At 68.4% G+C, this 13,065-nt stretch carries 14 protein-coding genes; 1 reads left to right on the top strand and 13 read right to left on the bottom strand.

Going from position 1 to position 13,065, the window contains the following annotated elements:
* Positions 1–2: 2 nt before the first annotated feature.
* Positions 3–1,163, bottom strand: a complete 1,161-nt coding sequence (locus tag AC1Z3O_RS29315; protein WP_483519961.1) for an acyl-CoA dehydrogenase family protein — start codon at positions 1,161–1,163, stop codon at positions 3–5.
* Positions 1,164–1,251: 88 nt separating this feature from the next.
* Entirely contained in the window at positions 1,252–2,880 is a 1,629-nt protein-coding gene (locus AC1Z3O_RS29320; protein ID WP_483519963.1) for an acyl-CoA carboxylase subunit beta, read from the bottom strand.
* Between the two features lie 170 nt (positions 2,881–3,050).
* Between AC1Z3O_RS29320 and AC1Z3O_RS29325 the strand changes: the two genes are divergently transcribed.
* Complete coding sequence (locus AC1Z3O_RS29325; protein ID WP_483519965.1) at positions 3,051–3,830, top strand: IclR family transcriptional regulator; 780 nt, start codon at positions 3,051–3,053, stop codon at positions 3,828–3,830.
* A 30-nt stretch (positions 3,831–3,860) separates the two neighbouring features.
* Here the strand turns inward: AC1Z3O_RS29325 and fabG are convergent, their stop codons facing one another.
* The 11 genes from fabG to badI form a co-directional block, all read right to left on the bottom strand.
* The gene (gene fabG / locus AC1Z3O_RS29330) at positions 3,861–4,592 is read right to left on the bottom strand and encodes a 3-oxoacyl-ACP reductase FabG (protein ID WP_483519967.1); all 732 of its coding nucleotides are present in this window, start codon (positions 4,590–4,592) and stop codon (positions 3,861–3,863) included.
* A gap of 49 nt (positions 4,593–4,641) precedes the next feature.
* Complete coding sequence (locus AC1Z3O_RS29335) at positions 4,642–5,871, bottom strand: NAD(P)/FAD-dependent oxidoreductase (RefSeq protein ID WP_483519969.1); 1,230 nt, start codon at positions 5,869–5,871, stop codon at positions 4,642–4,644.
* A gap of 41 nt (positions 5,872–5,912) precedes the next feature.
* Positions 5,913–6,497: a COG4648 family protein gene (locus tag AC1Z3O_RS29340; protein WP_483519971.1), complete on the bottom strand. Its 585-nt coding sequence runs from the start codon at positions 6,495–6,497 to the stop codon at positions 5,913–5,915.
* Positions 6,498–7,021: 524 nt separating this feature from the next.
* On the bottom strand, positions 7,022–7,459 hold the full coding sequence (locus AC1Z3O_RS29345; RefSeq protein ID WP_483519973.1) for a carboxypeptidase-like regulatory domain-containing protein: 438 nt from the start codon (positions 7,457–7,459) through the stop codon (positions 7,022–7,024).
* A gap of 324 nt (positions 7,460–7,783) precedes the next feature.
* Positions 7,784–8,101, bottom strand: coding sequence for a high-potential iron-sulfur protein (locus tag AC1Z3O_RS29350; RefSeq protein WP_483519975.1), 318 nt, complete (start codon positions 8,099–8,101; stop codon positions 7,784–7,786).
* 282 nt (positions 8,102–8,383) lie between these two features.
* Complete coding sequence (locus tag AC1Z3O_RS29355; RefSeq protein WP_483522069.1) at positions 8,384–9,169, bottom strand: c-type cytochrome; 786 nt, start codon at positions 9,167–9,169, stop codon at positions 8,384–8,386.
* Positions 9,170–9,338: 169 nt separating this feature from the next.
* Positions 9,339–9,794, bottom strand: a complete 456-nt coding sequence (locus tag AC1Z3O_RS29360) for a DUF6691 family protein (RefSeq protein WP_483519977.1) — start codon at positions 9,792–9,794, stop codon at positions 9,339–9,341.
* 1 nt (position 9,795) lies between these two features.
* Positions 9,796–10,230 (bottom strand): YeeE/YedE family protein, encoded by a 435-nt coding sequence (locus AC1Z3O_RS29365; protein WP_483519979.1) that lies wholly within the window; start codon positions 10,228–10,230, stop codon positions 9,796–9,798.
* Positions 10,231–10,386: 156 nt separating this feature from the next.
* Positions 10,387–10,779: an ArsR/SmtB family transcription factor gene (locus AC1Z3O_RS29370; protein ID WP_483522071.1), complete on the bottom strand. Its 393-nt coding sequence runs from the start codon at positions 10,777–10,779 to the stop codon at positions 10,387–10,389.
* A gap of 284 nt (positions 10,780–11,063) precedes the next feature.
* Positions 11,064–12,215 (bottom strand): cyclohexanecarboxyl-CoA dehydrogenase, encoded by a 1,152-nt coding sequence (gene aliB / locus AC1Z3O_RS29375; RefSeq protein ID WP_483519981.1) that lies wholly within the window; start codon positions 12,213–12,215, stop codon positions 11,064–11,066.
* A gap of 30 nt (positions 12,216–12,245) precedes the next feature.
* Positions 12,246–13,028, bottom strand: coding sequence for a 2-ketocyclohexanecarboxyl-CoA hydrolase (gene badI / locus AC1Z3O_RS29380; RefSeq protein WP_483519983.1), 783 nt, complete (start codon positions 13,026–13,028; stop codon positions 12,246–12,248).
* Positions 13,029–13,065 lie beyond the last annotated feature (37 nt).

The following is a 13,065-nucleotide window of genomic DNA, read 5'->3' on the forward strand; positions in this document are numbered from 1 at the left end:
CCTCAGCCGCGCGACATCAGGCCCATCTGCTTGGCGATCACGGTCAGCATGACCTCGTCGGCGCCGCCGCCGATCGAGCCCAGGCGGAAATCACGGAAGGCACGGGAAACGGGGTTGTCCCACGTGTAGCCCATGCCGCCCTGGAACTGCATGCACCAGTCGGCGATCTCGCGCGACACGCGGCCCGCCTTGAGCTTGGCCATCGACGCGAGTTCGACGACGTCGCCGCCCGCGATATAGGTCTGGGTGGCCATATGGACCAGGGCGCGCAGCGCTTCCAGTTCGGTCTTCAGCTCGGCCAGCTTGAACTGGATGAACTGGTTGTCCAGCAAGGGCTTGCCGAAGGCATTGCGCTGGCGCAGGTAGGCGGCTGTCTCGTCGATCAGCCAGCCCGCAGCAAGCCGGCGCGCGGCGCCGTTCAGGCGCTCTTCCTGGAACTGCTTCATCTGGTAGATGAAGCCCATGCCCTCTTCGCCGATGCGGTTGCGCACCGGCACGCGCACCTCGTCGAAGAAGATCTGCGCGGTGTCCGAGCTCCACATGCCGAACTTCTTGATCTTCTGCACCTCGATGCCACGCGCGCGCTTGCCGCCCTCCTTGAGCGGCACGATGATCAGCGACTTGTTCTTGTGCACCGGGCCGTCGGAGGTATTGCACAACAGGCAGATCCAGTCCGCCTGCGTGCCGTTGGTGATCCACATCTTCGAGCCGCTGATCACGTAGTCGTCGCCATCGCGGCGCGCGCGCGTCTTCAGCGAGGCCACGTCGGAGCCGGCGCCCGACTCGGACACGCCGATCGAGGCCACCATGTCGCCGGTGATGGCCGGCGCCAGGAATTCGCGCTTGAGCGCGTCGCAGCCGAAGGCGGCCAGGGCCGGCGTGGCCATGTCCGTCTGCACGCCGATGGCCATGCCGATGCCCTGCGCGCGGATATGGCCGAGCGCCTCCGCGGCGGCGACCGCAAAGGAGAAATCCAATCCCATGCCGCCGTACTCGGTCGGCTTGGTGATGCCGAGGAAGCCGAGGTCGCCCATCTTCTTGAACAGCGCGTGCGCGGGGAAGATCTCGGCTGCCTCCCACTCTTCCACGTGCGGATCAATCTCCGCCGCGACGAAGCGGCGGATGCTGTCCATGATGTTGCGGTGGTCTTCGGTGTAGAGCATCGTTTGTCTCCTGAATCCTGTGTCAATCGTCTTATGTCTTATGACTTATGTCTTATGCGAGGTGTGCGAGGGCCTTCGCCGGGCCTCCTCAGAACCGCGCCACCCCGAACTGCACCGGCCGTACCTCGCGCGCCTGTGCCTCGCGTGCGGTGGCCAGCACGAAGGCCAGCACGGCGCGCGTGTCGCGCGGGTCGATCACGCCGTCGTCCAGCAGCAGGCCGCTGGTGACGAAGGCGCTGGCCTGCCGCTCGAAATTGGCGACGATCTCCGCGGTCTGCTGCGCCAGCCGCCCCTCGTCCACGGCCGCGCCCTTGCGCTCGGCCTGCTGGCGGGCGACGATCTCCAGCGTCATGGCGGCCTGCTCGCCGCCCATCACCGCGGTGCGCGCATTCGGCCAGGAGAAGCAGAAGCGCGGACGGAAGCCGCGCCCGCACATGCCGAAGTTGCCTGCGCCGTACGATGCGCCGCAATACAGCGTGATCTGCGGCACCTTGGAGTTGGAGAGCGCCTGGATCATCTTGGCGCCGTGCTTGATCATGCCGGCCTCCTCCGAGGCGCGGCCCACGATAAAGCCGGTGGTGTTCTGCAGGAAGACGATGGGCGTGCCCGACTGGTTGCAGGCCTGGATGAACTGCGCGGCCTTGGTAGCGCCGGCCGGATCGATCGGGCCGTTGTTGGTGATGAAGCCCACGGCGTGGCCGTCGATGCGGGCATGCCCGCACAGCGTGGCCGGGCCGTAGTCAGGCTTGAAGGGCAGCCAGGCCGAGTCGTCGACGATGCGCCCGATCACCTCCAGCATGTCGACCGGACGCTTGATGTCCAGCGTCATCACGCCCAGCAGCTCGGCCGGGTCCAGGCGCGGCGGGCGCGCCGCCCGCGGCGCCCGCGGTGTCGGCAGGGCGGCGTCCGGCCAGTCCAGGCTGGCCACCACATCGCGCGCCATGGCGATGGCATGCTCGTCGTCCTCGGCCAGGTACTCGGCCAGGCCGCTGATCTCGCCATGCATGTCGGCGCCGCCCAGTTCCTCATCGGTGGCGATCTCGCCGGTGGCCGCCTTCAGCAACGGCGGCCCGGCCAGGAAGGCACGCGCACGCTTGCGCACCATCACCACATAGTCGGACAGGCCCGGCATGTAGGCACCACCGGCGGTCGACGAGCCGTGCACCACGGTGATCACCGGCAGGCCCGCGGCTGACAGGCGCGCGAGGTTGTAGAAGATGGCGCCGCCACGGATGAACTTGTCGACGCGGTACTTGCGCAGGTTTGCGCCGGCCGATTCCACCAGGTGGATGAAGGGCAGGCGGTTCTCCAGCGCGATGTCCTGGCAGCGCATCATCTTCAGATTGCCGCCCTCGGTCATGGCGCCGGCATCGATGCCCGAATCGGTGACCACCACCATGCAGCGCACGCCGCAGACGAAGCCGATGCCGGCCAGCAGGGAGCCGCCGGGAATCGAGGTGGCATGATCGGGGTCGTCCATGCCATAGCCCGCCAGCTTGGCCAGCGCCAGGAAGGGCGCGCCGGGGTCCAGCAGGCGGGAGAGGCGCTCGCGCGGCAGCAGCGCGCCGCGCTTGGCGAAGGCTGGCCGCGCGCGCTCGGAGGCGTCGCCGGCGCGGCGCTCAAGCGCCTGCATCTGCTCGATCAGCGCGGCCATGCCGCTGCTCTGTGTGGCGAACGCGGCAGACGCCGGGTCAATGCGGGAATCGATGGGGCTCATGTGGCGCAGGGCGTGGTTCCGTGATGGAACGATTGCAAACCATGACCACCCGGCTTACAACCGGAATCCCGCGCTTTGTGCATAATATGCACAGATTGCCGGCCCGTCGCCGCAATGGCCGGGGCTACCCAGGGCAAACCCCGAGCTCCTACCCCTACTCCTCTGCTCCCATGTCGACCACCGCCAAACCCGCGCAGATGCCCGCCTCCGCCATCCGTGCCGAATCCGCGCGCCCGGGCGGCGTGCAGAGCCTGGAACGCGCCTTCGACCTGCTGCGCCTGCTGGCCGGGCACAACGCCGCGGGCCTGGCGCTACCGGAACTGGTGGCGCAATCCGGCATCGACCGCACCACGGCGCACCGGATGATGCGCTTCCTGGAAAGCGCGGGTTATGTGGAGAAGGAGGCTGCCGGCAAACGCTTCCACCTGGGCCCGGCGGCCATGGCGCTGGGCCTGCGCGCGCTGAACCGCACCGCGCAGGACAGCCCGCTGGTGGTCAAGATGAAGGCGCTGGCCCGGCTCACCGGCGACACGGTGTTCCTGATCGCCCGCCTGGGCGACCACGGCCACTGCCTGCACACCGAGGAAGGCAGCCACCGCATCAAGTCCTTTCACATGCTGACCGGCACCTCGCGCCTGCTCGGCCAGGGCACGGGCAGCATGGCGCTGCTGGCGGCGCTGGAAAATGAAGACATCGCCGCGCACTTCGCCCGCCACCGCGCCGAGTACGAGGCCGGGGGGCTGAGCCTGCTCAAGCTGCAGCGCGGCGTGGAGCGCTGCCGCAAGCAGGGCTACGCGCTGGCCGGCGCCGAGGGCGTGGCCGGCATCGGCTACGCGCTGCCACCGCCGATGGGCGCGGACGCGGCCATCAGCATCGTGTCCACCGTCTCGCGCATGCCGGCCAGCCGGCGCCACGAGATCGGCAGGGTGATTGCAGCGATGTTCGCCTGAGGTATGGCGGCGGCCCCGCCGGGCGGGGGGCTAGCCGATCATGCCGCCGTTGACCGAAATCACCTGGCGTGTGATGTAGGCCGCGTCGGGCGACATCAGGAAGGCCACCGCGGCGGCCACCTCTTCCGGCTTGCCAAGCCGGCGCGCCGGGATCATGCGCATGGCTTCCTCGCGCACCTGCGACGCGACCATCTCGGTATCGATCAGCCCGGGCGCCACGCAGTTGACGGTGATCTCGCGCTTGGCCAGCTCGATCGCCAGCGCCTTGGTGGCGCCGATGATGCCAGCCTTGGCAGCACTGTAGTTGGCCTGGCCACGGTTGCCGACCAGGCCCGACACCGACGACAGCGTGACGATGCGGCCCGGCGCGTGCCGCTGCACCATCGGCATCACCAGCGGGTTGAGGACGTTGTAGAAGGCATCGAGGTTGGTGTGCACCACCTCGTCCCACTGCTGGCCGGTCATGGCCGGGAAGGCCGCGTCGCGCGCCAGTCCGGCGTTGCAGACCACGCCGTAGTAGCAGCCGTGGGCCGCGATGTCGGCCAGCAGGATATCGGACGCGGCCTGGCGGTCGGCCACGTCGAAGCACAGCACCCGCGCGGCGCGGCCCAGCGCGCGCACCGACTCGGCCACCGCCTCGGCGTCGTCGCGGCGAGAGCGGCAATGCAGCGTGACATCGTAGCCGTCGCGCGCGAGCCGCAGCGCCACGGCGCGTCCGATGCCACGCGAGGCGCCGGTGACAAGGACATTCAGATTGCTCATGCTGGTGGCTCCAGAAGCAGTGCCCGCCCGGTGGCGGGCGCAAGATCGGTCAGCTCGCGCAGAACTGTTCCAGCACGTTCAGGCAGCGGCGCGGATCCGTCACGAAGGTATTGTCGCGGTCCCAGGCATAGCCGGCCAGGACGGCGCAGATCTTGCCACGGATCTCGGCCGAGTGGTGAGCGTGGAAGATCAACTTCTGGAAACTGCCTTCGTACCAGGCCTCGACGAAGGTACGGAAGCAGTCTACGCCAGCCTTGAGGGGCTGCGCGAACTCGCGCTCCCAGTCCACCGCCGCACCGTCCAGCTGGCGCACCAGGCAGTCCGTCGCCAGGCTGGCCGACTTGAAGGCGATGGTCACCCCGGAGGAAAACACCGGATCGAGGAATTCGCCGGCGTTGCCCAGCAGCGCGTAGCCCTTGCCCCACAGCGACGTGACGTTGGCCGCGTAGCCCGCGATCTGCCGCGCCGGCGTATCCCAGCGCGCATCGGCCAGCAGCCGCGCCAGGCCCGGCTCTTCGCCGACCAGCGTGCGCAGGCGCGTCATCTCGTCGCCGGCATAGCTGTCGAGGAACGCCTTGCGCGCCACCACGCCCTGCGAGCAGCGGCCATTTGAGAATGGAATGGTCCAGTACCAGACGTCGACGTGCTCCGGGTGAACGCTGATCAGGATCTTGTTGCGGTCGAACGTGCCCGTTGCGATGCGGTCTTCCACATGGGTGAAGATGGCGCTGCGCACCGGAAAGCCGGAGGGCGATTCCAGCCCCAGCAGGCGCGGCAGCACTCTCCCGAAGCCGGACGCGTCGAGCAGGAAGCCGGCGCTGACCTGGTAGCGTTCGCCGTCCGGCGCCTGCACCGTCACCAAGGGCCGGTCTCCGTCCACGTCCACCGCCAGCACCTGGTGCGAGAAGCGGACTTCGGCGCCCTGCCGTGCGGCCTCGCGGATCAGCACGTCGTCGAAATGCGCGCGCTGGACCTGGTAGGTCGTGCCCCAGCCGGGCGAGAACTTCTCACGGAAGTCGAAATCGGTGTAACGGCCGCCCAGCGAGAATGCGGCGCCGTTCTTGTACTGGAAACCCGCCTCCACCACCGCCCGCAGCATGCCCGCTTCCTCGATATAGGCCATGCTCTGCGGCAGCAGGCTCTCGCCGATCGAGAAGCGCGGGAAGGTTTCCTTCTCCAGGACCAGCACCTGGACACCGCGCTTGCGCAGCAGTCCCGCGGCGACCGCGCCCGCCGGGCCGGCGCCGATGATAAGCACATCCGACTGTTCTGTTTTCATCCGTCTTCCTCCCATCATGGAAACATCGGGCCGCGCACCGCTCAAGCGTGTCCCGCCCTGGCCTTCATGCGCTGCCGCAGCAGCCACTCGCCCGCGAACATGGCCCCGATCAGGCCGTAGGCAATGCAACCGTTATACAGGGCCCACGCACGGTCGCTGGCGAGGCAGGCCGTCAGCGCCGCCAGCGTGCCGTTGCCGATGAAGAACAGGCACCAGGCCCACGTGACGCGGCGCGTATAGCGCACGCCCGCCGGCGGCAGGTCGGGCTCCTGCAGCCGCGCGAGCCGCTCGACCAGGCACTGCGGACCGCGCAGGCTCCAGCCGAATACCGCAAGCATGGCAGCATTGACCAGCACCGGATAGAGCTTGAGCGGCAGCGCGTCGCCGGAGACCAGTCCGCCCAGCGCCGGTAGCGCCGTGGCCCCGGCCAGCCACCACCAGGCACGCCCGCCCCCTGCGCAGGCGCGCGCGGCCGCCAGCGCCAGCAGCACGAGCGCCATCGCGCGTGGCGACCAGTGCTGGAGGCCGAAATAGAGCAGCAGGGGATAGCCGAGCGCGAGCAGGCTCAGCAAGGCATTGCGCAGGCGCATGGTGCGCTCAGGCAGGCATCGGCATGCCGATGTCATGGTTGTTCATGGCGGGTGTCCTACGGCCGGACCGTTCTGGTTGTCGTGGCCAGGCGGCAGCCCCGGCCGTCTTCCGGCCACCTTCCGGTCGGTTTCCGGTCCGCTTTCGGGGCCGACGGCACACATCTGACTGTCACATCTGGACGCGGAATTCTCGCGCAATGCGCACGGCACGCGCCAGTGTTCACTGGTAAGGATTCGTTACCAGCGCCGCCCCCGCCCCGCGCACGACGCGGCCGGGCAAAGGAAAAGTGCCTCAAGCCAAGCTCGAATGCATCGGCGCCCGCGGATGAGCCACACGGCATGGTCCGACCGGGACAGGCGTGCGCCAGTCCGGCGCCACTTGCCATCGGCACGAGCGCCGCAGCACACTCACACACGCAGTCACAGTGACCGCTCCCGCCAGGGCCTGGCCCGCCGAACAGCCTGGCGTCGGTGGCCTCCCCAGGGCCGCCGCGCCAGCCGCCGCGACGACCGCGACGACGGCCGCGGCGATTTGCCGCAGATCAGGTATCGCTGCGCGGTCACGATGCCATCCGCCAGACGAAGACCTCGCGCGCATGCGCCCCGGCCATGACATCCACCTTACGCTGTTCGGTCCTGCCGTCATGCGTGGCGCGGACGGTATACCGGCCGGGCTGCAGCGAGACCAGCATGAACGGACCGCGCGCAGCGGTGGACAGCACCGTCCGGCCATGCGCGTCGGCGATGGTCACCGGCACGTCGGCCAGGTACTCGTTACCGCTGCTTGTGGCGCCGGCAAATTCTAGCGTGAGCGCATAGCGAGGGATTTCGGCGCGGATGGCCTGCGATTCGTCCTGGCCAACGCCGCCCGACAGATAAGTCACCGGTCCGGTATGTTGCACCGGTGGCAGACCGGTGTGGAAGGCCCACGCCCCGGAAGTGAGCCCCGCGAGCAATACCGGGGCCACGACCCTCGTGCAGATCCATTGCCCTTTCATCTTGTTCTCCTTCACAGTCATCCAGGCCACGCCCTGCGGAAGTGCGAGCGCACCCCTTTCGCGCCACGCGAGCGCGGGCTGCGGCCATGGTTTCAAGCTAGGTGGTCCCGCTTAACGCAGGCTTAAGCCTGGCTCTGCGCAGGCGTGATGAAGTAACGCGGAGTAACGAGGGAGAACTGGGAAACGCGGGAAGAGCACTGCGGGACGCGGCACCGGACGAACTGCGGCAGGAGCGCAGACGAAGCGCGTCTCAGGGAACCGCCCGGGCGCCATGGCGCCCGGGCATGGCCGGCATGCGGCCCGTGGCGGGCCGCGCCGGCGACATCAGGCCTTCTTCACCCAGGCGCTGCACCAGCCGTTGACCGCCACCTGCTTGCCGGCGAACAGCGGGCACGGCCCCTTCGTATCGCCGGCCTTGCCCTGGAACAGTTGGCAATTGCCGCAATGCTGGCTGGCTTCGTGCTTCGGGTACTTGGCCTTGTCGACCTTGGTGGTGTCGGCCTTGTAGCCGAGCGCCACTGCCTGCGGATCCTTCTCGTCAACCATCGCGCCGCCCGCCTGTGCGCGTGCCAGCGTGGATACGGCCATGGCGCCGGCGGCCACGATCGGGATGGTCTTCAGAAACTGTCGACGATTGGACATGATGCTTCCTTCTTTATGTGGGGGTAGGGGTACAACTGTTCTTGTATGGCGCGGAACCGGCTTGCGCACCCGGCTCCAGGCCAGGCCGACCGCCGCCGCCCATCCATACTAGCGCAGCAGGACAGGCGGTGGCACCAGCCGTCGGCGCCGCGCCACAGGGCATGAACGGGCTACGCCGCCGGCCGGCAAGAACCGGCCGCGGCGCTCCCGCGACTCTACCGAATGTGCGCGCCGCCGCCATGACGTAGCGCAAACTCCCATCCGATAGCCGGACCCTTGGCCTCAGCGGGCATCCTTGGGCTTGCCGCCAAGCGGCCAGTCCTTGACGCGCGCCGCGTAATCGGGCCGGGTCTGCTCGGTGAAGTATGCTGCCACGTCGAGCGCGTCCTGTGCCGACAGCGTGCCGCCCTGGCCGAGCGGCATGTTGTGCTTGACGAAGGCCGCCGCCGTGTACATCCGGGCCATCCCCGCGCCCACATTGAACGAGTCCTTGCCCCACACCGGCGGGAAGATGTAGCCGCCCTGCGGATTGGGCATGCCCTGCCCCTCGGCGCCGTGGCAGGACGCGCACTGCGCGGCGTAGACCGCGGCGCCATGCTTGCGGTCCGGCACCAGGGAGGTGTCGATCTTCTCGAAGCCGCGGCCCGCTACGTCCTTGCCGACGGGCACGCCGCTGGAAAGCCACTTCATGTACGCCAGGATGTCGTTCATCTCGTTGGAGTCCGGCGGCAGCGGCTTGCCATTCATCGAGCGTTGGAAGCAGTCATTGACGCGCTCCTGCAGCGAGATCAGCTTGCCGCTGCGCGAACGGTATTCGGGGAAGGCCGCGGTCAGGCCCACCCATGGCGCCGCATAGGCCACGGTGCCGCCGTTCAGGTGGCAGCTCGTGCAGTTCAGGCCATTGCCGACATTGGCGGGCAGCATCTTGCGCGTGTCACTGAGCAGCGCCTTGCCGCGCAGGATGGCGTCGCCCACCGGGCCCTTCGGAATGGATGCCGGATCGGGCACGGAAAAGGCCGCGTCTCCCTGTGCGGCCCAGCCAGGCAGGGAGGCTGCGGCTAGCAGCATGCCTGCCAGTACGACACCCGGGGCGATCTTCGTTTTGATTCTCATTCGTCTTCTTCTCTGCTGTGTTTCTTGTTGTTTCTTGTATTGTTTTTCGCCATGGCTAGCCGCCATGGGTACGGATCATTGCCTGTCGTCTGCGCTCAGTGCACCTCCTTGCCGGGACACAGCGTTATGGTTTGTTGGCCGCGGGCTGCCCGCCGCCGCGCCGCGCGGCACCCATGCGTTCGATCACCTCGAACACCAGCATGCCGGCGAGCATGGCCGCGACAAAGCCCCAGGCCTTGGGATAGCCCGCGCCCAGCGCGACCAGCGCGGGGCCCGGGCAGAAGCCGCCGAGCCCCCAGCCCACGCCGAAGAGCGCGCTGCCCAGCACGAGCCTGGGCGTGATCAGGCTGCTGGTGGGAAGCTGCATCGGCAGGCCAAGCAAGGAGCGCTGGCGCCGCTTGGCGCGAAAGAAGGCGAAGGAACCTGCGCAGATGGCGCCCACCATCACGAAGACCAGGGACGGATCCCATTCGCCCGCCAGGTCAAGGAAGCCCAGCACCTTGGCGGGATTGGCCATGCCGGACACCATCAGGCCGATGCCGAACAAGAGGCCGGAAAGCAGAGCGGTAACGAGGAACATGTCAGGCTCCGAGCAGGTGGCGGGTCACGAAGACGGTGGCAAAGCCCGCCGCCATGAAGGTCAGCGTCGCCACCAGCGAACGGATCGAGCCGCGCGAGATGCCGCACACGCCGTGCCCGCTGGTGCAGCCGCTGGCGTAGCGCGTACCCACGCCGACCAGGAAGCCGGCCAGCAGCACGCCACCCCAGCCGGTCTCGATGTCCGGCTGCACGGCATGGCCGGCCAGCGCTGCGAGGATCGGCGCGCCGATCAGCCCGACGAGAAAGGCCGCGCGCCAGGCCATGTCCTTGCGCGGCATCGCCAGCAGTCCGCCGACGATGCCGCTGATGCCGGCGATGCGTCCGTTGAACAGCACCAGCACCGCGGCCGCGGCGCCGATCAGCACGCCTCCCGAGAAGGACAGCGTTGGCGTGAAGTTTCCGAGGTCAATCAGCATGGTGGCTCCTGCTTGTCGAAGTGGTTGCCGAGATGGTTGCCGAAGCGGCGACTAATGTGGCGACTAATGTGGCGACCAAAGTGGCTGCCGAAGTGGCTCCGTACGGGATCGCTTGCATCGTGAATCCGCGGCATGCCGGTTCAGCGCTAAGCCGCATCAGCGCTTGCCCGCCCGGCCCTGCGGGCCGGCTGCATGCGCTTCGTCCACTTCATCCGCTTTGGCGCAATAGTGAGCGTACAGGGTCTGCATGACAGCCATCGCCTCCGGGCTGGCCATGGCATAGATGATGTTCTTGCCCTCGCGCCGCGTGGACACCACGCCGCTGTCGCGCAGCACGCCGAGCTGCTGCGACAGCGTAGGCTGGCGGATGCCGAGCCGCGCCTCGATGTCGCTGACGCACAACTCGCCCTGGGCAAGCTGGCACAGCAGCATCAGCCGGTCCGGATTGGCCAGCGCTTTCAGCAGTGCACAGGCGCGCGCGGCGGCGCCACGCATGGCCTCGACCTCGAGGCCGGCCGCGGGATCGTTACCGCCGGCCGGACCGTGCATATCGAACATATCGGACACCTGTCGTGTGGACTTGAACATTATATGATTATATATAATGTTTGCAAGCGACCCGGCAGCGCGGCCGGCAACCGGCGCGATCCAGCCGATATGGTTGGGCGAAATACTTCGTTGTGAGGTGGGGAGCCTTCCCCAATAGCAGGCGCCGGCCTTATCCGGCCGGCGCGGAAAACTGCGTGACTTCGACCTGGCCTGCGAGGCAGGCCAGCTGCCGGGCGGGCTGGTCTGCCGCAGCTGGCGCCAGGCAGACCCGCAGCGCCGCCCGCTCAGGCCGGCACCGCCTGCCGCCCCGCGCGGCCACGCGCGATGATGGTCTTCATGATCTGCGCGGTGCCGTCGCCGATCTGGAAGCCGAGCACGTCGCGCAGGCGCTGCTCCATCGGCCCGCGGTCGTAGCCGCCGTGGCCGAAGGAGAGCAGGCACTGGTGCACGGTGTCGTAGGCAAGCCGGGGCGCCCACCACTTGCACATAGCGGCCTCCGCCGTGTGCGGCAGGCTGCGGTCCTTGAGCCACAGGGTCTGCAGGCACAGCAGGCGAGCCGCCTGCACCTGGGTATCAAAATCCGCCAGCGGATGCGAGACGCCCTGGAAGGCCGACAGCGGCTTGCCGAAGGCCTCCCGCTGCGCCACGTACTCCCAGGTCTCCTCCAGGCTGACGGCGGCCACCGCCAGCACCTGCAGCCCGATCAGCGCGCGCGAGAAATCGAAGCCCTGCATCACCTGCACGAAGCCCTCGCCCTCCTTGCCCAGCAGGTGGCTGACCGGCACGCGCACGTTCTCGAAGAAGATCGAGCCGCGCCCGATGGCGCGCTGGCCGTGGCAGTCGAAGCGGCTGGTGGTGATGCCCGGCAGGTCCATCGGCACCAGCAGCGCCGACACGCCGCGCGCGCCCGCCTCCACCGTGCCGCTGCGCGCGAACACCACCGCGGCATCGGCCTGGTCGGCCGCCGAGATCGAGGTCTTCTCGCCGTTGAGCACGTAGTGGTCGCCGACGCGCTCCATGCGCAGGCGCAGGTTGGCCGCGTCCGAGCCGCCGCGCGGCTCGGTCAGCGCGATGGCGAACAGCGCCTCGCCGCGCGTGAGCCGCTGCAGCCAGGGCGCAGCGACATCGGGCGCCGCGTGTTGGGCCAGGATCTGGCCGTTCAGCGAGGCCAGCAGGTTGACGTAGGACAGGCTCAGGTCGGCGCGCGCCACCTCCTCGTGGATCACGCCCGCCGCCAGGCAGCCCAGCCCCTGGCCGCCGTACTGTTCGGGCAATTCGGGCGCGATGAAGCCCATTTCGCCCATCTCGCGCATCAGCGCGCGGTCGAGCACGCGCGTGCGGTCGCGCTCCAGGAAGCCCGGCGCGATGCGCTCGCTGGCGAAGCGGCGGGCATGGTCGGCCAGCGCGACCAGGTCTTCGTCGAGATACGGATTCATGATGATGCCTCCGGCATGCGTGGCGTGCGCCTACTTGGCGAACTTGCGGAAGTCCGGCTTGCGCTTTTCCTGGAAGGCGCGCACGCCCTCGCGCGATTCCTCGGTGTCGTAGTAGAGCTTGAGCGCGTACATGCCCATGCCGGCGATGCCGGACTGGTGCGCGGTGTCCATGTTGAAGGAGCGCTTGGCGATGGCGAGCGCGGTCGGGCTCTTCTCCAGGATCTCGTCGCACCACTTCTGCACCTCGGCGTCGAGCTGCTCGGGCGGCACGACGGTATTGACCAGCCCCATCGCCAGCGCCTCGGCGGCCGGGTAGCGCCGGCACAGGTACCAGATCTCGCGCGCCTTCTTCTCGCCGACCACGCGCGCCAGGTAGGCAGTGCCGTAGCCGGGGTCGACCGATCCCACCTTGGGGCCGACCTGGCCGAACACCGCGCGCTCCGAGGCGATGGTGAAATCGCAGATCGTGCACAGCACATTGCCGCCGCCGATGGCATAGCCCTGCACGCGCGCGATGACCGGCTTGGGCACATCGCGGATTGCATTGTGCAGCTCCTCCATCGGCAGGCCGATGGTGCCGCGCCCATCGTACTGGCCTTCGTGCGCGGACTGGTCGCCGCCGGTGCAGAAGGCCTTGTCGCCGGCGCCCGCCAGCACGATGGAGGCGATGGCCGGATCGTAGCCGGCGCGGTTGAGCGCGTGGATCAGTTCGTCACAGGTGCGCCCGCGGAAGGCGTTCATCTTCTCCGGGCGGTTGATGGTGATCCACGCGGCGCCGTTGCGCACTTCATAGAGGATGTCTTCGTAGTTCATGTCGCTTGTCTCCTGTCGATGTTCGATGGTCAATGCG

This window comes from Cupriavidus sp. 09_S30 (assembly GCF_056930435.1).

Excerpts from the sequence above, each read along its gene's own strand:
- AC1Z3O_RS29315 (WP_483519961.1), bottom strand. The coding sequence starts at position 1,163 with ATGCTCTACACCGAAGACCACCGCAACATCATGGACAGCATCCGCCGC.
- AC1Z3O_RS29320 (WP_483519963.1), bottom strand. The coding sequence starts at position 2,880 with ATGAGCCCCATCGATTCCCGCATTGACCCGGCGTCTGCCGCGTTCGCC.
- AC1Z3O_RS29325 (WP_483519965.1), top strand. The coding sequence starts at position 3,051 with ATGTCGACCACCGCCAAACCCGCGCAGATGCCCGCCTCCGCCATCCGT.
- fabG (WP_483519967.1), bottom strand. The coding sequence starts at position 4,592 with ATGAGCAATCTGAATGTCCTTGTCACCGGCGCCTCGCGTGGCATCGGA.
- AC1Z3O_RS29335 (WP_483519969.1), bottom strand. The coding sequence starts at position 5,871 with ATGAAAACAGAACAGTCGGATGTGCTTATCATCGGCGCCGGCCCGGCG.
- AC1Z3O_RS29340 (WP_483519971.1), bottom strand. The coding sequence starts at position 6,497 with ATGACATCGGCATGCCGATGCCTGCCTGAGCGCACCATGCGCCTGCGC.
- AC1Z3O_RS29345 (WP_483519973.1), bottom strand. The coding sequence starts at position 7,459 with ATGAAAGGGCAATGGATCTGCACGAGGGTCGTGGCCCCGGTATTGCTC.
- AC1Z3O_RS29350 (WP_483519975.1), bottom strand. The coding sequence starts at position 8,101 with ATGTCCAATCGTCGACAGTTTCTGAAGACCATCCCGATCGTGGCCGCC.
- AC1Z3O_RS29355 (WP_483522069.1), bottom strand. The coding sequence starts at position 9,169 with ATGCTGCTAGCCGCAGCCTCCCTGCCTGGCTGGGCCGCACAGGGAGAC.
- AC1Z3O_RS29360 (WP_483519977.1), bottom strand. The coding sequence starts at position 9,794 with ATGTTCCTCGTTACCGCTCTGCTTTCCGGCCTCTTGTTCGGCATCGGC.
- AC1Z3O_RS29365 (WP_483519979.1), bottom strand. The coding sequence starts at position 10,230 with ATGCTGATTGACCTCGGAAACTTCACGCCAACGCTGTCCTTCTCGGGA.
- AC1Z3O_RS29370 (WP_483522071.1), bottom strand. The coding sequence starts at position 10,779 with ATGCACGGTCCGGCCGGCGGTAACGATCCCGCGGCCGGCCTCGAGGTC.
- aliB (WP_483519981.1), bottom strand. The coding sequence starts at position 12,215 with ATGAATCCGTATCTCGACGAAGACCTGGTCGCGCTGGCCGACCATGCC.
- badI (WP_483519983.1), bottom strand. The coding sequence starts at position 13,028 with ATGAACTACGAAGACATCCTCTATGAAGTGCGCAACGGCGCCGCGTGG.